General features: G+C 70.8%; 14 protein-coding genes and 2 pseudogenes. 8 read left to right on the top strand and 8 right to left on the bottom strand.

From position 1 onward, the window contains the following. Window positions 1-138: 138 nt before the first annotated feature. The 3 genes and pseudogenes from J2N69_RS11030 to J2N69_RS11020 all read left to right on the top strand — a co-directional run. Entirely contained in the window at window positions 139-387 is a 249-nt protein-coding gene (locus J2N69_RS11030) for a hypothetical protein (protein WP_230900570.1), read from the top strand. After that, window positions 384-785 carry a PIN domain-containing protein gene (locus J2N69_RS11025; RefSeq protein WP_230900569.1) on the top strand — a complete coding sequence of 134 codons (402 nt, stop codon included), beginning with the start codon at window positions 384-386 and terminating at the stop codon, window positions 783-785. The genes J2N69_RS11030 and J2N69_RS11025 overlap by 4 nt, the downstream gene beginning before the upstream one ends. A gap of 230 nt (window positions 786-1,015) precedes the next feature. Beyond that, window positions 1,016-1,773: pseudogene (locus J2N69_RS11020) on the top strand (XRE family transcriptional regulator); the annotation flags it as partial. Here the strand turns inward: J2N69_RS11020 and J2N69_RS11015 are convergent. The 3 genes and pseudogenes from J2N69_RS11015 to J2N69_RS11005 form a co-directional block, all read right to left on the bottom strand. After that, window positions 1,757-2,472: pseudogene (locus J2N69_RS11015) on the bottom strand (NUDIX domain-containing protein). The pseudogenes J2N69_RS11020 and J2N69_RS11015 overlap by 17 nt on opposite strands. 1,495 nt (window positions 2,473-3,967) lie before the next feature. After that, window positions 3,968-6,724, bottom strand: a complete 2,757-nt coding sequence (gene ppdK, locus J2N69_RS11010; RefSeq protein ID WP_230900568.1) for a pyruvate, phosphate dikinase — start codon at window positions 6,722-6,724, stop codon at window positions 3,968-3,970. Between the two features lie 428 nt (window positions 6,725-7,152). Continuing rightward, window positions 7,153-8,520 (bottom strand): ROK family protein, encoded by a 1,368-nt coding sequence (locus J2N69_RS11005; RefSeq protein ID WP_230900567.1) that lies wholly within the window; start codon window positions 8,518-8,520, stop codon window positions 7,153-7,155. A gap of 271 nt (window positions 8,521-8,791) precedes the next feature. On the opposite strand from J2N69_RS11005, the gene J2N69_RS11000 reads away from it, so the two are divergent. The 4 genes from J2N69_RS11000 to J2N69_RS10985 all read left to right on the top strand — a co-directional run bounded on the left by J2N69_RS11000 (window position 8,792) and on the right by J2N69_RS10985 (window position 15,033). Next, window positions 8,792-10,279, top strand: coding sequence for an MGH1-like glycoside hydrolase domain-containing protein (locus J2N69_RS11000; protein ID WP_408056887.1), 1,488 nt, complete (start codon window positions 8,792-8,794; stop codon window positions 10,277-10,279). Continuing rightward, the gene (locus tag J2N69_RS10995) at window positions 10,272-12,245 is read left to right on the top strand and encodes an amylo-alpha-1,6-glucosidase (RefSeq protein ID WP_230900566.1); all 1,974 of its coding nucleotides are present in this window, start codon (window positions 10,272-10,274) and stop codon (window positions 12,243-12,245) included. Before J2N69_RS11000 ends, J2N69_RS10995 begins: the two co-directional genes overlap by 8 nt. A gap of 360 nt (window positions 12,246-12,605) precedes the next feature. Continuing rightward, window positions 12,606-12,845 (top strand): hypothetical protein, encoded by a 240-nt coding sequence (locus tag J2N69_RS10990; RefSeq protein WP_230900565.1) that lies wholly within the window; start codon window positions 12,606-12,608, stop codon window positions 12,843-12,845. Window positions 12,846-12,858: 13 nt separating this feature from the next. Next, window positions 12,859-15,033, top strand: coding sequence for a hypothetical protein (locus J2N69_RS10985; protein ID WP_230900564.1), 2,175 nt, complete (start codon window positions 12,859-12,861; stop codon window positions 15,031-15,033). Window positions 15,034-15,040: 7 nt separating this feature from the next. Here the strand turns inward: J2N69_RS10985 and J2N69_RS10980 are convergent, their stop codons facing one another. From J2N69_RS10980 to J2N69_RS10970, 3 genes are all read right to left on the bottom strand, one after another. Further along, window positions 15,041-15,877, bottom strand: coding sequence for a carbohydrate ABC transporter permease (locus J2N69_RS10980; protein ID WP_230900563.1), 837 nt, complete (start codon window positions 15,875-15,877; stop codon window positions 15,041-15,043). A gap of 5 nt (window positions 15,878-15,882) precedes the next feature. Continuing rightward, window positions 15,883-16,806, bottom strand: a complete 924-nt coding sequence (locus tag J2N69_RS10975) for a carbohydrate ABC transporter permease (RefSeq protein WP_230904681.1) — start codon at window positions 16,804-16,806, stop codon at window positions 15,883-15,885. A 62-nt stretch (window positions 16,807-16,868) separates the two neighbouring features. Next, complete coding sequence (locus tag J2N69_RS10970) at window positions 16,869-18,125, bottom strand: ABC transporter substrate-binding protein (protein WP_230900562.1); 1,257 nt, start codon at window positions 18,123-18,125, stop codon at window positions 16,869-16,871. A gap of 234 nt (window positions 18,126-18,359) precedes the next feature. Between J2N69_RS10970 and J2N69_RS10965 the strand changes: the two genes are divergently transcribed. Then, window positions 18,360-18,941: a hypothetical protein gene (locus J2N69_RS10965; RefSeq protein ID WP_230900561.1), complete on the top strand. Its 582-nt coding sequence runs from the start codon at window positions 18,360-18,362 to the stop codon at window positions 18,939-18,941. Between the two features lie 67 nt (window positions 18,942-19,008). Here the strand turns inward: J2N69_RS10965 and J2N69_RS10960 are convergent, their stop codons facing one another. Together J2N69_RS10960 and J2N69_RS10955 are read right to left on the bottom strand one after the other, a co-directional pair. After that, the gene (locus J2N69_RS10960; RefSeq protein ID WP_230900560.1) at window positions 19,009-19,791 is read right to left on the bottom strand and encodes an SDR family NAD(P)-dependent oxidoreductase; all 783 of its coding nucleotides are present in this window, start codon (window positions 19,789-19,791) and stop codon (window positions 19,009-19,011) included. Window positions 19,792-19,884: 93 nt separating this feature from the next. Further along, complete coding sequence (locus J2N69_RS10955) at window positions 19,885-20,469, bottom strand: TetR/AcrR family transcriptional regulator (RefSeq protein ID WP_230900559.1); 585 nt, start codon at window positions 20,467-20,469, stop codon at window positions 19,885-19,887. Window positions 20,470-20,480 lie beyond the last annotated feature (11 nt).

Below are 20,480 nucleotides of genomic sequence, written 5' to 3'. Positions count from 1 at the left end.
GTGAGGCCCAGAACTGCCGCGTCGTACGACTGCCCGGCTGAGCCCCTGCTCGAACGGACACGCCCCGACTGCCGTTGACCGGACCGACTGCGGGGAACAGACAGCATCTAGCGCGCATACCGCAGTATGCTTAGGGCTATGGCTGACACCACACGCATCACGGTGACCCTCCCCACCGAGCAGGTGGCGGAGCTGAAGAAGATCACGGACAACGTCTCCGGCTACGTGGCTGCAGCGGTCGCCAGGCAGATCCGGCACCAGCTCCTAGGGGCCGACCTGCGCAGCCACACAGACGAGCACGGTGCCTTCAGTGAGGAAGAGCTGGCCGAGGCGCGGGCGCGGATCTTCGGTACGACGTCGGCCGCCGACGGCGTGAGCGCCGTGTGAGCGGGCACCTTGAGACCGTCGTCCTGGACAGCGAAGGGCTGTCGGCCTGGGTGGCGCAGGACCGGAAGGTTCTGGCGATGTTCCAGGTGTTCCATGACATGGGGGCGGACCTTGTCGTCAGCGCCAACACCATCGTTGAGGTGAGCCACGTCAGGGTGAACCTGCCCCGACTGCACTGGGCGCTCTCCCGGGTCAAGGTGGAGCCGATCACGGAGGCAGCGGCCAAGGCGGCGGCCCAACTACTCAAGGGCGCCGGTTTGCACGGACACAAGTACGCGATCGACGCCACCGTCGCGGAAGCGGCCTTGCGTCAGCCTGGCCCGGTCGCCATCCTCACGTCGGATGTCGATGACATGACCCGGCTGTGCGGCGGCAGGGCCCGGATCATCGGGCTGTGACCGCGACATCGTCCCGGGCCCATGGACAGATCCGCGTGGGACCGTCGAGACCAGAGCCGCCGCAGGCCAACGCACGGCGGGTGAACAAGGCATCGACGGATGCGGGGCGCGACTGCGCGGGATGAAACGGTTCTTAAGAAGCCGTATGTGCGCCGGCCGGGGTCGGTCACACCGCAACTTCATACCGTCATGGCGCTCTGACATCGCATCCGTCGGGCATGCAAACCATCGCGTCCGGGCTCGTAGATCAGATGACGGGACACCTCGGCGCCCTTGAAGATGCGCTGAACTTCGCGGTGCTACCGAGCACTCGTCGTCCCGTAGCGCTTGCCCTGCGGGAGCGTCGATCCTTGCCGCATGGCAGGCAATCGACTCGGGAGCGGTCGAACGGGCGTGGCGGCACTACGAACTCGCGAAGCGCGCGGCGCGGGATGCTGAGGCCCCGATGTACCTCGCGCACGCCATGGCAGAGCAGGCGTACGTCCTCTGCGAGGCAGGTCGGTCGGCGCTCGGCGTCGACCTGGTCCGCGACGCGCAACGCACCGTTGGCCAGGCGGGTTCCCCACGTCTGCGTGCGTGGTTGTTCGCGGCCGAAGCGGAGATGTGCGCCCATGCCGGAATGCCGGACGACTGCCGGCGCGCGCTCGATACGGCCACGGCGAGCATTCCGCCCGGCTCGGAGGACCGCGACCCGGACATGCTGAGCATCTTCCTCAACGGCGCCCACCTCGCACGGTGGCGCGGCAACGTCCTCGCTCTACTCGGCGACGAAGACGCCGTCACCAGCCTGTACGACGCGCTTGAGGTGGCGGACCCGTCCTTTGTGCGAGCGAAAGCTGGTCTCCACGCAGACCTTGCGCAAGCGCATCTGACGCGAGCCGAGTACGACGACGCGAACACTCACCTACGGCAAGCTCGTTTGCTGGCGAGCCGCACCGGCTCGGTGCGGCAGCGCCGCCGCGTCGACATGCTCAGTGCCCGGCTGTAGCTCCCTGCTTGCCGCGGCTAGCCAGGATGTGGAGGAGCGCCACGAGAGTGCCTGAGCCCATCAGCTCACCACGGGCCATCAGCCCTGGAATGTCGGCCAGAGGAACCCACTCGATATGCCCCGCTTCCTCCAAGTCGGTCGGCGGACCGACTTGTTCGGCCCCATGGCCCACGAAGATCTCGTGAGGCGAGTCGACCATGCCGACCATGGGCTGAAACGTGACCACGTGCTCTACGGACTTCGGCCGCCAACCCGTCTCTTCCACGACTTCCCGGAGCGCCGTTTGTGAGGGTTCTTCCCCCCTCATCCACGATGCCGTCGGGCAGCTCCCAGCCCCATTGCTGAGGCACGAAGCGGTAACGCCACATCATCAGTACGCGGTCTTGGTCGTCCAGAACCGCCGTGATGGCCACGTGGTGGAGCTTCACCACATGATGCTCGAAGCGTTCCACGCCGGGCGGTTCCACGTCCCAGAGCTGGAGCTTGACCCAACGGAAAGGCGCCTTCGGCCAGGAGTCGGGCCAGCGCCTGCCGAAGCGCCGTCCGGCCGATGCCAAGTTCCTCCGAGAGCATTCGCTCTTAGGGCATCTTGTCACCGGGGGCGTACTCGCCAGAGGCGAGCCGTGCACGAATCGTCTCGTAGACGTGGTGCGTATCAGCGTAGCGGGGGAGCGGCGCAGTGCCTTCGGCCGTACCCATGAGAACCCCTGAGATGTCGGAATAACTAACCCTGCCCCATCAAGGCACCCGGCTGCGCTCCGCTCCGCCGGGCGCGCTTCCCGGCTCTGGCTGCGCCCGCGCTCCTGCCTTCGGCCCGCTCGGCGCTGCCGCCGCCGACGCGCGCCCACATGTGGATAGGGCCGGAAGCCATAAGTCGATCACCGCATCGCGCGGCCCACGGTCAAAACGATGCCTCCGGCGGGGGATCAGCCGGCACCGGGATGGAGGGGGCGCCGTCTTCGCCCGCGGGCCCGTTGTGGCGTGCGCGGGGGCTCCCATCCCGTCCACCGTCGACCCAGGCAGAGCCGAGCAGACGCGGCCCAGGGCGTCAAGGGCGTTCGTACAGTGGCGCGCTCCACCTTGACGCCCGGAACCACGCCCGCTCCACGGTGTGTGGGTCGACGGCGGACGGGATGGGAGCTGGGGTGAGTGGTGGGTATGTGTGGGCGAGTCAGTGTCCGATCATATTCAGCCAACCTCGGACGCAGGTTTCAACGCTTATGTGCACCGATCTGCGTGGATTGCAGGACAGTTGCGATGAGCGCAATTTTCTGCGGTGGTCGTAACCAGGCATACGTGCAGACCAGGGCCTTGTAGGCGCGGACCTGGTGTACACCTTTTGGGTGTGGTCAGCACGAGGCAAGAGCGCTTCTCGAAAGGAGCGGAAGCGGGCGCGCGCCCTGCTAGCTTTCGTGGCCTGAAGAGGACCCCATCCGGGTCTGGGGAGACGTGACGGATGGGGCCGACCAGCGCAACTCGTTCGAGCTGCCCCGGAAAGGATGAGATGGATCCACTCACCCCTGTTCAGGAAGAGCCTACTCAAAGAACTGCGAGGGGAACCACGACTGCTACTGCGCTCATGATGGGAGCTGGTTCGTTCCTCACGGGATGCGCCACGACGATCACTGCATGGGTGGGGGTGCAGGCGTACACCCAAGGTTGCTCGGCGCCGACGCAGTACAGCAGCGAAGTACAGCAACCGCAGGAACCGACCGCATCCGATAGCGTCCCTTCAGGGCCGTAGATTGGCCGGTACGACCGTTCGCGACCGATCCACATAGAGCTACGGATCAGAAGGTGTACCAGGGGCAGTCCGCGTTTCGGCTGGACTGCCCCTGTCGAATGCGGATCGAAGTGACTCAGGACCGTTCAGCTCTCCTGACTCACATGCAGGTCAGGAGCGTAGTTCCTACAAAGAGCCTAGGGCCCTTCTAAGCGCTTGGCCTAAGCAGTGTCGTGCTGGCCATGGCCACGGGTGGAGGGCACAACGAGGGCACAACGGCTTCGCGCAGGTTCAACGACAACCAACGCCAGCAAACGCCGTTTGGGCTGGTCAGCGGATTGCCTTGACAGTCTCCGCAGGGAATGCCCGAAGGGGCGGCACCCCCGCACAGGGTGCCGCCCCTTCATCGTGGACCGGAGCCGCCGCCGCATCGGTTGAGGGTCGGGGACACGGCGGCGGCTCCGGGGTCTGCTACCGGTGGTCGCTGCCCACCGAGTGGGAGGCGGCGCGGCCGGCCTCCAGGCGGGCCACCGGGATGCGGAACGGGGAGCAGGAGACGTAGTCCAGGCCCACCTCGTGGAAGAAGTGCACGGACTCCGGGTCGCCGCCGTGCTCGCCGCAGACGCCGAGCTTCAGGTCGGGGCGCGTGGCGCGGCCGGCCTTGACCGCGTCCTTCACCAGCTTGCCGACGCCGTCCTTGTCGATCGTCTCGAACGGCGAGACCCCGAAGATGCCCTTCTCCAGGTACGCCGTGAAGAAGCTGGCCTCCACGTCGTCCCGCGAGAAGCCCCAGACGGTCTGCGTGAGGTCGTTCGTGCCGAAGGAGAAGAACTCGGCGGCCTCCGCGATCTGGTCGGCCGTCAGCGCGGCGCGCGGCAGCTCGATCATCGTGCCGAGGGCGAGCTTCAGCTCGACGCCGGTGGACTCGATGACCTCCGCGATGACCTGCTCGGCCTCCTCGCGGACGATCTCCAGCTCCTGGACGGTGCCGACGAGCGGAATCATGATCTCCGCGCGCGGGTCGCCCTTGGCGTTCTTCCGCTCGGCCGCCGCCTCCGCGATGGCCCGCACCTGCATGGTGAACAGACCCGGGATGACCAGGCCGAGGCGTACGCCGCGCAGGCCCAGCATCGGGTTCTGCTCGTGCAGGCGGTGGACGGCCTGGAGGAGGCGGAGGTCGTTCTCGTTGGCGTCCTTGCGGGACTCGGCGAGGGCGACCCGGACGGACAGCTCCGTGATGTCGGGGAGGAACTCGTGCAGCGGCGGGTCGAGCAGGCGGATGGTGACCGGCAGGCCGTCCATCGCCTCGAACAGCTCCACGAAGTCCTGCTTCTGGAGCGGGAGCAGCTCCTTCAGGGCGTCCTCGCGCTCCTCGTCCGCGTCGGCGAGGATGAGGCGCTCGACCATCTCGCGGCGCTCACCGAGGAACATGTGCTCGGTGCGGCACAGGCCGATGCCCTGCGCGCCGAAGCGGCGGGCGCGCAGCGCGTCCTCGGCGTTGTCCGCGTTGGCCCGGACACGGAGCCGGCGCACCCGGTCCGCGTACGCCATGATCCGGTGCACGGCGGCGACCAGCTCGTCGGCGTCGTCGGCACCCGCGTGCATGCGGCCCTCGAAGTACTCGACGACGGGGGAGGGGACCACCGGCACCTCGCCGAGGTAGACCTTGCCCGTCGAGCCGTCGATGGAGACGACGTCGCCCTCCTCGACGACGATGCCGCCCGGCGCGGTGAGGCGGCGCCGCTTGGTGTCGACCTCCAGCTCCTCGGCGCCGCAGACACAGGTCTTGCCCATGCCGCGCGCCACGACCGCCGCGTGGGAGGTCTTGCCGCCGCGCGAGGTCAGGATGCCCTCGGCGGCGATCATGCCGTCGAGGTCGTCGGGGTTGGTCTCGCGGCGGATCAGGATGACCTTCTCGCCCGAACGCGACCACTTGATGGCGGTGTACGAGTCGAAGACCGCCTTGCCGACCGCCGCGCCCGGCGACGCGGCGATGCCGCGGCCGAGCTGCTGCACCTTGGAGTCCGCGTCGAAGCGCGGGAACATCAGCTGCGCGAGCTGGGCGCCGTTGACGCGCTGGAGCGCCTCTGCCTCGTCGATCAGGCCCTGGTCGACGAGCTGCGTGGCGATGCGGAAGGCGGCACCGGCGGTGCGCTTGCCGACGCGGGTCTGGAGCATCCACAGCTGGCCGCGCTCGATGGTGAACTCGATGTCGCACAGGTCCTTGTAGTGCGTTTCGAGGGTCTCCATGATCTGCATGAGCTGGTCGTACGACTTCTTGTCGATCTGCTCCAGATCGGCGAGCGGCACGGTGTTGCGGATGCCCGCCACGACGTCCTCGCCCTGCGCGTTCTGGAGGTAGTCGCCGTACACGCCCTGGTGGCCGCTGGCCGGGTCGCGGGTGAACGCGACGCCCGTGCCGGAGTCCGGGCCGAGGTTGCCGAAGACCATCGAGCAGACGTTGACGGCCGTGCCGAGGTCGTGCGGGATGCGCTCCTGGCGGCGGTAGAGCTTGGCGCGGTCGGTGTTCCACGACTCGAAGACCGAGCGGATCGCGAGGTCCATCTGCTCGCGCGGGTCCTGCGGGAAGTCCCGCCCGGCCTCCGTCTTGACGATCTTCTTGAACTTGGTGACCAGCTTCTTGAGGTCACCGGCTTCGAGGTCGGTGTCGACCGCGACCTTCTTCGCCTTCTTGGCGGCCTCCAGCGCGTCCTCGAAGAGGTCGCCGTCGACGCCGAGGACGGTCTTGCCGAACATCTGGATGAGCCGGCGGTAGGAGTCCCACGCGAAGCGGTCGTCGCCGGACTGCTTGGCGAGGCCGGTCACGGACTTGTCGGAGAGCCCGATGTTCAGGACCGTGTCCATCATGCCGGGCATGGAGAACTTGGCGCCCGAGCGGACCGAGACGAGCAGCGGGTCGTCGGCCTGGCCGAGCTTCTTGCCCATCTTCTTCTCGAGGGCGTCGAGGTGCGCGCTGACCTCGTCGCGGAGCGCCGCCGGCTCCTCACCGCTGTCGAGGTACGTCTTGCACGCCTCGGTGGTGATCGTGAAGCCCGGCGGAACGGGCAGCCCGAGGTTGGTCATCTCGGCGAGGTTCGCGCCCTTGCCGCCGAGAAGGTCCTTGAGGTCCTTGTTGCCCTCGGTGAAGTCGTAAACGAACTTCACCTCCTCGGTCGCCGCGGTCGTCTCACTCGTGTGAGCTACGTGGGGATCTTTGTTTTCCGACACGGGTCTCGACTCCTCGAGGACTCGGTGGCTGCCCTGACGGCGAGGAACATACCCAGATCGAAGGCGCCTGGGTACGTCCACTTGCGCGTCATGCGGCCGTAACCACCCGTCCGCCGCTAGATCGAAAGTGACTCGGCGGTAGGGGAGGGCCAGAGCTTGTGTTCAAGTCTTGAAGTCGCAACCCCCGTAGACCCTGGCAAACGCTCAAACGAGCGAGATAATCTCAGATGTGAGTTCACCTCCTGAATGATCGAGCATTGGCACTCAGTGCCACCCCTTGGAGAAGTGCAGCCGCCCAGAAAGCGCTCATCTGAGCGCAAGAGCGATCAGGGGTGGCGAGAATCACGCCGTTTGAAGAGGCCCGATGTCACCATCCGGACGGTCGGCGCCCGCCGCGGGAGACCCCGCCCGACGCGGCCCGCCCACCGCTACACCCCCAGCGCGGCGAGCCGCTCCTCCGCACGCCCGGGTGCGTACAAGTGCTCCACCACGAGCGTTGCCGCGCCGATCAGCGCCGCGCGCTCGCCGAGGCGGGACGTGACGACCTCCAGGTGGGCGGTGGACCGGGGCAGGGCCCGCTGGTAGAGCAGCTCGCGGACGCCCGTCAGGAAGGGGGTTCCGGCCAGATCCCCGGCGATCATGAGAACGCCCGGGTTCAGCAGGGTGACGACGGTCGCCAGGACCTCCCCGACGTGCCGCCCCGCCTCGCGCGCGAACCGTACGGCCTCGGGGTGGCCCGCCTCCAGGAGTGCCCGCACATCTGAGCCGGAGGCCGCCGCGACGCCCGCCTTCGTGAGCCTGCGGGCCACCGCGCCGCCGCTGGCCACGGCGGCGAGACAGCCGTGCGCACCGCACCGGCACAGGGCGTCCGCGCCCTGCGGCACGCGGATGTGGCCGATGTCGCCCGCGCCGCCGTCGATGCCCCGGTAGACGGCGCCGTCCACCACGACGCCCGCGCCGATCCCGGTGGAGACCTTGACCAGGGCGAAGGCCGCGCAGTGCGGGTAGTGGGCGCGTTGCTCGCCGTACGCCATGAGGTTGGCGTCGTTGTCTACGAGGACGGGGAGGTCGGGGAGGACGGGGAGAGGGGGGTCGGGGAGGGCGGTGGAGGTAGCGGTGGCGGAGGTGGCGGGCAGGGCTTCGGTGAGGGCCCGGCGCAGGCGGGCCCGTATGTCGTGGCCGTCCCAGCCCGGCATCATCGGCGGCTGGACGACGCGGCCCGTCGCGGTGTCCACCGGGCCCGGCACCGCGAGCCCGATGCCGCAGACCGACGCGGCGGGCCGCCCGGTCGCGCGCAGCAGCTCGCCGAAGCGGGCCCCCAGGTCACCGAGGACCGCTTCGGGGCCGTCCTCGACGGTGAGGGGCCCGGTGTCCTCGGCGATGATCTCGCCGCCGAGGGTGAGCAGGGCGGTGCGGGCGTGCCGGGTCTCCAGCGCGGCGGCGAGCACCACGGCGTGCGTCTCGTCGAACTCCAGGCGCAGCGCGGGCCGCCCGCCGAGCGGCGAGTCCGCCGGGGGCCCGGCCTCCTCCCGCAGCCATCCGGCCCGGAACAGCCGCCCGAGCCGCTGCCCCACCGTGGCCCGCGACAGGCCGGTGACCTCCTGAAGGGCGCCGCGTGTGGTGGCCCGGCCGCTGCGCACGAGATGCAGCAGCTCGCCGGCGCCGGGCTGACCCGCGGCGGCGCGGACGCGCGGGAGGGGGCGCGCGGAGGGCCCGGTGCCGTCGCCCGTCCCGGGGGCCCCTCGCCTCGGGGCCGCGGGGCCTTCCGTGGTGGTGCTGCGGCCTGCCGAGCCCATGGGTCCCTCCCCGTTCGAACGTGCCTTCGTCGGCGCTCACCGTACGTCCGCGCGCGGCCCGCGTGACGTATCCGTACGGGCCGGACGCGCACCCTTGTGCTCGTCAACTCAGCGTTACATATTGGGTTTTGCGTGTGAAGTAGACGTAACCCTAGGGTGACCGCCACCGAACCGACGGGACGTCGAAAGCCTCCGGGAGACCCGCGTGGACCGCAGCACGACCACCCAGCACCTCGCGCACCGCGCCACCGCCACGTCGTCGCGGGAGCCGCTGCCGGAGCCGTCGCGGGAGCCGCTGCCGGAGCCGTCGCGGGAGCCGCTGCGGGAGCGTGCCGCCGAGGTGCTGTGGGCGAACTGGACGGGGACGTCGACCGTGCCGTCCCGGGCGCTCTACCCGCACCAGTGGTCCTGGGACTCCGCCTTCATCGCGATCGGGCTGCGCCACCTGTCGCCGCTGCGCGCCCAGTTGGAGCTGGAGACGCTGCTGGCCGCCCAGTGGGGTGACGGCCGCGTCCCGCACATCGTGTTCAACGACGCCGTCCCCCTCGGCGCGTACTTCCCGAGCCCCGACTTCTGGCGCTCCACCACCGCGGGCCGGACGGCCGGCGCCCCCGCCGACGTGCAGACCTCCGGCATCGTGCAGCCGCCGGTGCACGCGCTCGCCGCCTGGCTCGTGCACCGCGCCGACCCCGGTCTCTCCCGCGCCCGAGCCTTCCTCGCCCGCCTCCGTCCCCGCCTCGCCGCCTGGCACCGCTATCTGCTGGAGAGCAGGGACGCGGGCGGGGCTGGGCTGGCCGCCGTGCTGCACCCGTGGGAGCAGGGCATGGACAACAGCCCTTGCTGGGACGGCCCGTTGAGCCGCGTGGACCCGGTCGAGCCGGGCGCCTACCGCCGTGCGGACCTGGCCCACGGGGCGCCCGAGGACCGGCCGACCGACGCGGACTACGGACGGTACGTGCGGCTCGCGGCGGACTACCGCGACCGGGGGTACGCGGACGTGACGGGACCCGAGGCGACCGGCCCGGGCGCCTCGGCGGGCGCGTTCCGCGTCGAGGACCCCGCCTTCAACGCGCTCCTGATCGCCTCGGAGCACGCACTCGCCCTGATCGAGGCCGAGTTGGGCGGCCGCGCGGCGGCGGCCCGGTCGTACGAACACCGAGCCCGCGCTCGGACCCTCACGAGAACTCTCGTGGCACGCCTGTGGGACCCGGGCCGGGAGCTGTTCCTCTGCCGCGACCTGCGCTCGGGGGAACTCATCGGCGAGCGCGGCGTGACCGGACTGATCCCCCTGGCGCTGCCCGCGCTGCCGCCCGGCGTCGCCGCCGCCCTGGTGCGCACTGCCCGTGGCCCGCACTTCGGACTCGGCGGCACGGCGCGGCTCGTGCCGAGCCACGACCTGACCGCGGCCGCCTTCGACCCGCGCCGCTACTGGCGCGGCCCGGCGTGGTTCAACACCAACTGGCTGGTGGCGAAGGGGCTTCGGCTGCACGGCGAGCGGGCCCTCGCGGACGGGCTGCGCGCGGCCATGCTCGACGCGGCGGACACGTCCGGCTTCGCCGAGTACGTGCATCCGTACACGGGCGAGGGCTGCGGCGCGCGCGGCTTCGGCTGGACGGCGGCGCTCACGCTGGACCTGCTGTACGCGGGGCGGGACGGGCTCTTCGAAGGAGCCGAAGGGGAGCCCGGCGGGGCGCCCGAGGAGGAGTTCGCGGATGAGTCCGCGGAACATTCCGCGGAAGAGGGGTGGGGGCATGAGTGACCGGCATCGGCTGCTGGTGCGGGGACGGACCTTCGTGGCCGTCGGCGCGGGCGGCGACATCAGCGGGGTCGGCGGCGCGCGAGGCGGTGGCACAGGGCCCGACGGCCTGTTCGTACGGGACGCGCGGCACCTGAGCCGCTGGCAGCTGACCGTCGACGGAGCCGTGCCCGAGCTCCTCGCGCCGGTCGGGACGTCCGCGGCCGCCGGCGACACGGCGCGCTGCGTGCTCGTGCCGCGCGGGGGCCGCCAGGAGCCGCCCGCGTACACCCTCCTGCGCGAACAGGCCGTGGCGGACGGCGCGTTCGTGGAATCCCTGCGGGTCGTGAGCAACCGCCCGGTGGCGACCCGGGTGCGGATCGCGCTGACCGTGGACGCCGACTTCACCGACCAGTTCGAACTGCGCGCCGACCACCGTACGTACGCCAAGCCGGGCGCCGTCAGGGCCCGGCGGGCGCTGGACGGCGAGGACGGTGTGCGGGGCGTCGAGTTCGGATACCGGCGCGGCGAGTGGCGGGCCCGCACGACGGTGACCGCCGACCCCGCGCCGGACGCCGTCGAGGAGACCGGCGGCGGCGCGCGGCGCCTCGTATGGACGCTGGAGCTCGACGCGCACGACACGGTCGAGGTGGCACTCCGTGCCGCCGCGTCTCCGCATGGGGAGGCGGAGTCCCACCCGCCCGACTCGCCCGCCGAGGCCGTACGCCAACTCGACGCGCTGCGCGAGGACTTGTGGTCCGGTCTCACGCTGATCAGCAGCTGGCCCGCCCTCGCCGATGTCTGCGCGCGCGGCATCGCCGACCTCGCGGTGCTGAGGGTCCCGGCGACGGGACCGGACGGCGAGGCGCTCAGCGTGCCGGGCGCGGGCGTGCCCTGGTTCCTCACCCTGCGGGGCCGTGATGCCGCGCTGACCTCGCTCTTCGCCCTGCCCTACGTGCCGCGTCTGGCGGCGGCGACGCTGCCCGCGCTCGCCGCGACGCAGGCCACACAGGCCGTGCGGGGCGCGGTCGCCCAGCCCGGCAAGATCGTCCACGAAGTGCGGCACGGGGAACTCGCCCACTTCGGGCAGGTGCCGTTCGGCCGCTACTACGGCTCGGTGGACGCGACGCCGCTGTTCCTGGTGCTGCTCGGCGCGTACACCGAGCAGGCGGGGGACACCGCGCTCGCCCGCCGCCTCGAACCGGCCGCGCGCGCCGCCGTCGGCTGGATGCTGGACCACGGCGGGCTCACCTCGCGCGGCTACCTCGTCTACCGCGCGGACCGGGGCGGCCTCGCCCACCAGAACTGGAAGGACTCGCCCGGCGCGATCTGCTCCGCCGACGGCAGCGAGGCGAGCGGGCCGGTCATGGCCGCGGGCGCGCAGGGGTACGCGTACGACGCCCTGTGCCGCACCGCCTGGCTGGCGCGGACCGTCTGGGACGACCCCGTGTACGCGGATCTGCTCGCGCAGGCGGCGGCCGATCTGCGGGACCGCTTCCAGCGGGACTTCTGGATGCCGGGGCAGAACTTCCCGGCGCTCGCGCTGGACGGCGAGGGGCACCAGGTCGACGCGCTCGCCTCGGACGCCGGGCACCTGCTGTGGTCGGGGCTGCTCGACAAGGAGTACGGCGAGGCGGTGGGCCGACGGCTCCTGGAGCCGGACTTCTTCTCGGGTTGGGGCGTACGGACGGTCGCGGCCGGGCAGCCCGCGTTCCATCCGCTCTCCTACCACCGCGGTTCGGTGTGGCCGCACGACAACGCCCTGATCGCGCTGGGCCTCGCGCGCTACGGCCTCCACGACGAGGCCCGCACGGTGGCGCGCGGCCTGGTCGCGGCGGCCACCACCACAGACGGCCGCCTCCCGGAGGTCCTCGCGGGCTACGACAAGGGGGCGTACCCGGTACCGGTCCCGTACCCGCACGCGTGCGCCCTGGAATCGAAGTCGGCGGCGGCACCACTGGCGTTGTTGACGGCGGTGAGCGGGGCGTAAGGGCTATATCGGCAAGTCGTCAACTTGTCAATATGGAACGTCAGTTCGTGCATATCCGGCGGGGCTGACATCTGGCTGTGCTCGCCGGTTGTTTTTACTAATGGACTCCTTGCGGTTCCCATGGCGTACCGGAACGGCCGGTCGACCACGTTCGTAGGCGTAGGCATAGCCGGGAAAGTCCGCGCCCGGCATGGGAGCAGGAGTTCGCCTCGTCCCCCATAGCGGTCGCTGTTTGCCGCAGAACCGATAATCCTACCCGCTCCTCTGGCAGCATCCTTGCTGTCCCAAACGCCTCTGCGGAACGGGTGTTGGCCAGTAGGCCGACGTACGGCCGCGCCTTTCCGAAGGGCCAGATGCATCATGCCTTCATTCCCCGAGCCCGGCCACTCTTCCGACGAACCGGACGACGAAATCCGGCGTGAAGAACGTGAGATTGCCGAAGCGAGGGCGAACGCGGCGCGCCGTCAGCGGATGGCGAACTGGTTGCGGGTCGCGCAGGTCGGCTGCGCGGCGGAAGAGGCGCGAACGGGAAACCCGGCCTACCGGGGGTTGGGCCTGACCCTCCAGTGGGCCATCGACCGACTTCAGGACCCCCAATGATACGAGGCAAGGCATGAGCAAGACCGTGAGCGACAAGCCGTTCCCGATTCCGGTCTCCCGGAAGGAGCAAGGGGCTTGGATCGAGGCCGTCTTGGCCACTGAGGGCGTCAACGTGCCTCGGGGCGCCCTGGAGAACATCGCCCCTTTCATCGTCGACCCCGAGGACACACTGAGCGAACCCGACGACCAGGGCCTGCGCACGCTCAAAAGCGGTGCGGTCCGGCGCATCAGGACGGATGCCGGTGACATGGTCGTCGCCGTCGTCCGGATGCACGGTGTCGGCGGCGTGCAGTGGGGACACAACGAACGGATCAGTTCGATCTGGCGCTCCGTCGCCGACCCGACGGTCGGCAGGGGGACGGAGCGGACGCTCGCCTCGGTCCGGCCGTGGATGGGCGTCGACGACGACGGGCGTGAGATCTGCCTCGCCGCACTGGAAAGCACGGTGGCGGACCGGCGGGCGCTGATCTTGAACGCCGAGGACGCGGCGGACGCGTTGAAGCGGCGGGACCGGGTCCGCCCGTATGACCTTGAGGAGGATCTCGTACTCAACGGGCAGCAAGATCCCGGAATGTACGTTCCTCAGCAAGTGCGTCTCGAACAGAATCCCGAAAAGGATGAAAACGGTAACCCGCTCTACCCTGACGCCTACTGGGGCTGGATGGCAGTTCGAGGGAATAATCGAACACAGAAAAGGCAATCGATTTTCCGTCTGACGTCCGGTGAAGTGCTGGCCGGAGTCCCGGCGGAAAAACTGGAGCGGGACGGGGACGAGGTCATCTGCGACCCCCGCGACTGGCTCCCCGAATTCTCCGCCGTGCTCAACCGGGAGTACGCGGAGACGGCCGACGACGAACTCGACCCCACGAGCGGCTCACGGGCGCGACGGGCCGCCGCCATCGCGGTGGTGGACGCGCACCTCGTGATCGGCACCCCGACCCCGCAGCGGCTTTACCGCATCGTGCAGATGAACAACCGGCGCGACCACGTGCACCCGCCGCTGGAGTTCGACGCCCTCGACCGCTCGCGCGCGCTGGGGCGGAGCGTGCTGGGGATGTACGTGGCCCAGGGCGCCATGGACGAGAAGACGGCCGAGGTGCTTTCGGGGATCGCGCCGATCCGTGAACTCCCGCAAGCGACAGCCGACATGACGGTCTCCGAGCTTCGCGACCTGCGTTCGATGCTGCTGCTCCAGGAGCTGTTCCCGGTCGATCCGCGCAAGCGACTCCTGCTGCGGCGCGCACTCAGCGAGAATCCGCCGTCACAGCTCAAGACCCCCGAGATCAATCAGCGGGCCCGCACCTGGTCCGCGCTCACGTCCGAGAGTTACCCCATGCCCTGGAACCCCCGCGTGGGGCAGGTCTTCTCCACACGGGCCCGCGAGGGCATCGTCCTCTCCGGTCGCAGGCTGCCGGAGCTGCTGGCCGCCGCCGACACCGATGACGCCGCCTTCGACGAACTGGTGTCCTATCGTGCGGCCCACTGGCTGGCCTCCTTCGGCATCATCGAGGCCGACCGCGGCTCGCTCGACGGACAGGAGGCGATCGCCGACACGGGGGAGCGGGTCCGCCGCTCCCGCCGCACGGTCATGAACTGCCTCCAGGCCCTGCGTTACGAGAAGAGCCGGCAGGCGGCGGCCGGCCTGCTGAAGTCCCTGGCCGCGGCCATGGATGACGGTGACCGGCGGCCCTGGCGCGTCAGCAGTTCGGGGAAGGAGCTGGTGGGCCGCGAGATGACACCGCTCTGGTTCGACTCCGAGTTCCCCAAGGACACCGGGACGCGGCCACGCAAGGCGGCGGCGCCTTCGGTGCCCCTGCCGACGGCGGCGACACCACCGACCCTGACCACCGCCGCCCTCGTGCCGACTACCACATCCGTGCCCGCGCCCGCGCCGCCCGTCGGCTCCGTCGTGACCGCGCCGGTCCCCGCCGCACCCGCTGTCGTGGCGCCCGCCCTCACCCCAGAGGCCCTGGTCGACCTCATTGAGACCCGTGTCCAGGAGTTGCACGCGGCCTCCGGCCGGCTCGGCGGCCTCCTCGGCGAGCTGGCCGAGCGGAGCCGTGCGGCGTCCGTCGCGCACCCCGTCGCCCGGCAGCGGGCGGACACGGCCGTACGGCTGCTGAACCAGACGCTGTCCAGGCTGCGCAAGCTCCCCGAGCTGATGGAGGACCTGACCGAACCGGAATGAGGCGGGTTCAGTCGTCGATCCCCGACCTCTCCATCCCCGCCACGATCCACCGCTGGAAGAACAGGAAGACCACCAGCAGCGGCACGATCGAGACCGCTGCCGCGACGAACAGTTCGGGCAGGCGGATGACCTGGGACGTCGTGAAGGTGGCCAGCGCCACCTGGACCGTCCACGCGTCCCGGTCCTGGCCGATCACCAGCGGCCACAGGAAGGAGTTCCAGGCGCCGATGAACACGATCGTGCCGACGGCCGCGAAGACGGGCCGGGAGTTCGGGACGACCACGCGCCAGTACGTGCGCCAGTGGCCGAGGCCGTCCACCCGGGCCGCGTCCTCCAGTTCCCGGGGGAAGCCGAGGAAGTACTGCCGGAAGATGAAACACGCGAAGGCCGAGAAGAGGGTGGGGACGATCAGGCCGCGCAGGGTCGACACCCAGCCCAGGGAGGAGACCAGGACGAAGCTCGGCACGAAGGTGACGGCCGCCGGGACCATCATCGTGCCGAGGATCGCGTAGAACACGCGGTCGGCGTGGCGGTAGGGGATGCGGGCCAGGCCGTACCCGGCGAGTGAGGCGAGGACGACCGTGCCTAGGGTCGTCGCGAGCGCGATCAGCGACGAGTTGAGCAGGGCGCGCGCCATCGGCACCGTCGGGTCGTCGAAGAGCTCCGTGAGGTTCGACCAGCGCAGGGTGGACGGGAAGAACGTCCAGTCGGGAGAGGTGATGTCCCGCTCCGACGCCAGGCCGTTGCGGACCAGGAGGTAGAAGGGGATCAGGAACAGCACGGCCAGCGCGATCAGCAGGGCCACCCGCAGCGCGCGGCCCGCCCGGACCAGGGCGTCGTCCATCGTGCTCAGTCCTCCTTTCCGCCGAGGCCGAACCAGCGTGCCTGGCCGACCGTCACCACCGCGATGATCAGCGCGAGGATCACCGCGCCCGCGCTGCCGAAGCCGAGGTTCTGCTCCTGCCCGAGCGCCGTGTAGTAGAGGTAGACGAGCGGCGGGCGGGCGTAGGGCGGATAGCCCTGGGAGTCCGAGAGCAGGGCGTAGAACTCGTCGAAGGCCTGGAAGGCGTTGATCACCAGCAGCAGCGTCACCGCGACCGAGGTGGCGCGCAGCTGCGGGAGCGTGATGTGGCGCAGGACCTGCCAACCGGGCCGCGCCCCGTCCACCGCCGCCGCCTCGTACAGGGTGGGGGAGATCCGCTGGAGGCCCGCGAGGAAGAGGATCATGTAGAAGCCCGCCTGGAGCCAGAGCCGCACGGTGACGATGACCAGCCAGTACCAGGGCGGCTGCGTCGTCGACAGCCACGCGATCTGCTCGGCGCCGAACCAGCCGAGGACGGTGTTGGCGAGCCCGAACCGCACGCCGTTGAAGATCGACAGCTTCCAGATCAGCGCCGCCACGACGTAACTGCACGCGGCGGGCAGGAAGAAGACCGACCGGAAGAACGCCTGCGCCCGCCGCACGCGGTTGACCATGAGGGCGAGCGCGAGGGACACGACGAAGGTGGTGGGCACGATGAACGCCGAGAAGACCGCGAAGGTGATGAGGCTGTCGGTGAACGCCTCGTTCCGCAGCATCGACGCGTAGTTGTCGAGGCCGACGAAGTCCGTCGGCGAGACCGTGTTGTGGGCGTCGAAGAAGCTGAGATAGACGCTCCAGGCGAGCGGTACGTAGGTGAAGAGGACCAGGCCGAGGAAGAACGGGCCCACGAAGACCCAGAACCACAGCGTGCGGTTCTGCGTCCCGAGCGGCTTCCCAGGCGCCCTCCCCAGCGGCTTCCCAGGCGCCTTCCCGACCGGCTTCCCGAGCGCCTTCCCGGGTTCCGACACTCGCCTCACGGCTTCTTCCTGGCCCGGTCAAGCTCCGCCCGCACCTCGCGCACGACGGACTTCAGCTCGCTCTCCGGGTTCGCGCCGGACTTGATGATCCGGCTCAGCGCGTCCTGGTACGCGGTGCGGCTCGCCGGAGTCCACAGCAGCGGCTCGGCGTAGCCGTACGCGGTGGAGTAGCGCACGGCGTCCGCCGCCGGGCCCTCCTTCAGCTTGGCGGCCTGCTTCGCGAGGGAGAGCCGGGCCGGGATGTGGAAGCCGTAGGAGAGCGCGAAGTCCTGCTGGTACTCCGTCTTGTCGATCCACAGCCACTTCACGAAGTCCTTCGCCTCCCTCTCGCGGCCGCTGCGGGCGCTCACCGCCGCGCCGTACGAGCCCACGGGCAGCGCCGGCCTGCCGTCCGGGCCCTCGGCGGGCAGCGCGAGGACGCCGAAGTCGTCGCCCAGCGCCTCGCGTACGGCGGGCAGCGCCCACAGACCGCACCACTGCATGGCGGTCAGCTCCTGGGTGAACGCCGACGGGTCCGACCAGTCGGAGGGCGCCCCGAGCAGCAGCGACTTGTCGGCGTACAGCTGGCGCAGTCTGCCGAGGGCGCGGGCGGCGGCCGGGTCGTCGAAGCCGACCTCGCCGTCCTCCGTGACGGAGGTGAGGCCGGCCGCGTACAGCGGGGTGACGCCGAGGGCGCCCGCACCGCCGTCGTTGCCGAGGAAGAGGCCCTTCACCTTCTTCGTCGTCAGCGCCTTCGCCGCGTCGACCAGCGCCTCCAGGCTGCGGGGCGGCTGGACGCCCGCGTCGTCGAGCAGGCTCTTGCGGTAGTAGAGCAGGTGCATGTCGACGACCTGGGGGATGGCCCAGATCCGCCCGTCGTACGTCTTCGGGGCGAGCGCCACCGGGTTGAAGTCGTCCTTCACCCCGTCGAAGAGGTCGGTGAGGTCGACGACCTGCCCCTTGCGGATCTGGTCCAGGGAAGGGCCGTTGACCTCGAAGACGTCGGGCCCGGAGTCGGTGAGCAGGGCCGCGGCGGTCTGCTCGTCGTAGTTGCCGGGCCGCCACTGCACCTGGACGTCGGCCTTGTCGTACGCGGCGGCGTACCGTTTCACGGCCTGCTCGGCGCCCGCCTCGCCGTACTGGTGGTACCACTGCGCGAGCCGCGGGCCCTTGCCGCCCGGACCCCCGCCGTCCCGCCCCGTGTTGGACCCGCACGCGGTGAGCAGCCCGAGTGCCGCGCCGGTCCCGAGCAGTGTCCTGCGGCTGATGGTCATACCGGTCGTCCCCCTGCGTGATGTCGGAGTGCTGTACGTGTGCCGGAGTCGGAGTGCCTGTACGTGTCGGCCCAACGATCAACCATGCGCGGTGATTACGACAGAGGGGTTGCGGCCGAGTGTCACCCTCCGGGCGCGCGGCGCGTCAGCGCTCCGTCAAGGTGTCCGCCACGGGTGTATGCGCGGCGTCAAGGACGGCGCGGCGGCCGTCCGGCGCGGCCTACCGTGCCGCACATGGGACACGACAGGACGATCCGGGGCGCCACCCGGCGCGGTACGGCGCGGCACGGCGGACACCGGACCGCGGGCGGCGCGGCGGACACGGTGACTGACCGGAACTGGACGGCCGAGGTGCGCTCCGCCGCCCTGTGCGCGCTGGGGCTCCTCGGGCTCGTGGTCTTCCTGGACGTGGCCAACGGCACGTTCGCCGCGCCTCGGCTCGCCCTGTGGTGGGGGCTCGCCGCGCTGCTGTACGGGGTGCTGCACCCCGCGCGGGTGACGGCGGGCCCCGGCTGGCTCGCCGTGCGGGGGCTCGGCCGCCGCCGGCACGTCTGCACCGGCCTGCTGACGGCCGTGCGGTACAGCGACGGCGTGGCGGCGCGGCTGGTCCTGTGCGACTCGCTCGGGAACCGCGTCGAGCTGGACCCCCGCGTCCTCGTCGCCGATCCGCTGCTCCTGCACCGGCTGGACCGGGGCGCCCGCGCCGCGCGGGAGGCGGGACTGCTCAGGACGGGCTACACCGAGCTGAGCAGGCTGATCGCGCGGGCCGACGGGGCGGGGGCGCGGGGGGTGTTCGAGGCGTCGGGCTTGCGGTAGCCGGACGGAAATGGTGGAGATGCGTACCGGCGGCTCAGCGCGCACAGCCCAGGCAGCAGGGTGCCGCTCAGGCCGCCGCGCCGCCGTCGATGACCAGGTCCGTGCCGACCACGGAGGCGGACTCGTCCGACGCCAGGTACAGCACGGCCGCGGCGACCTCCTCGGTCGTCGAGACCCGTCCCAGCGGCGACTCCTCCTTCATGCGCGCCGCGCGGTCGGCCTCGCTCTCGCCGGGGCGCAGCGACATGGTGGTGTCGGCGGCCCCCGGACTGACGGTGTTGATGCGGACCCCGTCGCGGATGTGCTCGGCGGCAGCCGCGCGGCTCAGCGCGGAGACCGCCGCCTTGGTCGCTCCGTACGCCGCCGTGCCGGGCAAGCTGTGGTGGGCGCCCAGGTTCGAGCCGATGTTGACGATCGTGCCGCCCGTGGCCTGCGCGCGCATCTGCCTGACCTCGGCCTGGAGGGCGAGCAGGACGCCGGTGACGTTGATGTCGAGCATGGCGCGCCAGTCCTCCTCGGACAGTTCGGTGACCGGCTGCCCGGCGCGCGCGATGCCCGCGTTGTTGACGGCCACGTCCAGGGAGCCGAAGCGGTCCACGGTCGCGGCGACCAGGGCCGTCATGTCCGCCGAGCGGGACACGTCGGCGGTGACCGCGAGCGCCGTGCCGCCGGCGGCCTCGACAAGGGAGACGGTCTCCTCCAGGGAGGCTGCGGTGCGCCCGGCCACGACGACGTTCGCACCCTCGGCGGCGAACGCCCGGGCCATGGCGCGGCCGAGGCCGGAACCGGCGCCGGTGACGAGGACGGTGCGGCCGGTGAAGCGGGAACGGGTGACAGACGTGGACGTCATGACAGCTCTTTTCTTGACCGATCGGTTCAATATCAGGGCATGAGAAGCGTGGGCCGAAGTGCGGCCGAGGCGCGGGCGCCTTCGGGTCGGGGCTCAGTCCAGGAGGGTCAGCGCCTGCTCCACCGCGTCCCGCACCCGCGCCGGGTCCGCCGACGCCTTGCCGACCACGCGCAGGCCCTGCAACAGGACGAGCAGCATGCGGGCCAGCGTCAGCGGATCGCGGTCGGCGGGCAGCTCGCCCTGCGCCTGGGCGCGGACGAGCGCGGAGTGCAGCAGGGTCTCGACGCGGTCCCAGTTGCGCTCGACGACCCGGGCGGCCGTCGCGTCGTGCGGGGCCAGCTCGGCCGCCGTGTTGGTGACGAAACACCCGGTCAGGCGGCGCCGCTCGGCCGTGGCCTCCGCGCCGAAGCGCCGCACCGCCGCGCGTACGGCGGGCAGCGCCGGGCCGGGCTGCGCCAGCTCGGCGAGCAGGAGGGGCCGTTGCTGCTCGCCGTACCGCTCCAGGGCCTTCAGGTACAGGTCGTGCTTGTTGCCGAAGGTCGCGTAGATGCTGGCGCGCCCGATGCCGAGCGCCTCGACGAGGTCCGCCATGGACGTCGCCTCGTAGCCACGCCACCAGAACAGCTCTAGGGCCGACTGGAGCGCGGCGTCCGGATCGAATTCCTTGGTCCTGGCCACGTCGAGACAGT

Origin of the sequence: Streptomyces huasconensis, from assembly GCF_021028635.1 — a bacterium.
Taxonomy (GTDB): Bacteria; Actinomycetota; Actinomycetes; order Streptomycetales; family Streptomycetaceae; genus Streptomyces; species Streptomyces huasconensis.
This window is presented reverse-complemented; position numbering and strand designations above follow the sequence as displayed.

Coding starts and splice junctions, on each gene's coding strand:
- J2N69_RS10970 (WP_230900562.1), bottom strand. CDS start 18,125: ATGACCATCAGCCGCAGGACACTGCTCGGGACCGGCGCGGCACTCGGG.
- J2N69_RS10990 (WP_230900565.1), top strand. CDS start 12,606: ATGCCTTCATTCCCCGAGCCCGGCCACTCTTCCGACGAACCGGACGAC.
- J2N69_RS10995 (WP_230900566.1), top strand. CDS start 10,272: ATGAGTGACCGGCATCGGCTGCTGGTGCGGGGACGGACCTTCGTGGCC.
- J2N69_RS10985 (WP_230900564.1), top strand. CDS start 12,859: ATGAGCAAGACCGTGAGCGACAAGCCGTTCCCGATTCCGGTCTCCCGG.
- J2N69_RS10980 (WP_230900563.1), bottom strand. CDS start 15,877: ATGGACGACGCCCTGGTCCGGGCGGGCCGCGCGCTGCGGGTGGCCCTG.
- J2N69_RS11005 (WP_230900567.1), bottom strand. CDS start 8,520: ATGGGCTCGGCAGGCCGCAGCACCACCACGGAAGGCCCCGCGGCCCCG.
- J2N69_RS10965 (WP_230900561.1), top strand. CDS start 18,360: ATGGGACACGACAGGACGATCCGGGGCGCCACCCGGCGCGGTACGGCG.
- J2N69_RS10960 (WP_230900560.1), bottom strand. CDS start 19,791: ATGACGTCCACGTCTGTCACCCGTTCCCGCTTCACCGGCCGCACCGTC.
- J2N69_RS11030 (WP_230900570.1), top strand. CDS start 139: ATGGCTGACACCACACGCATCACGGTGACCCTCCCCACCGAGCAGGTG.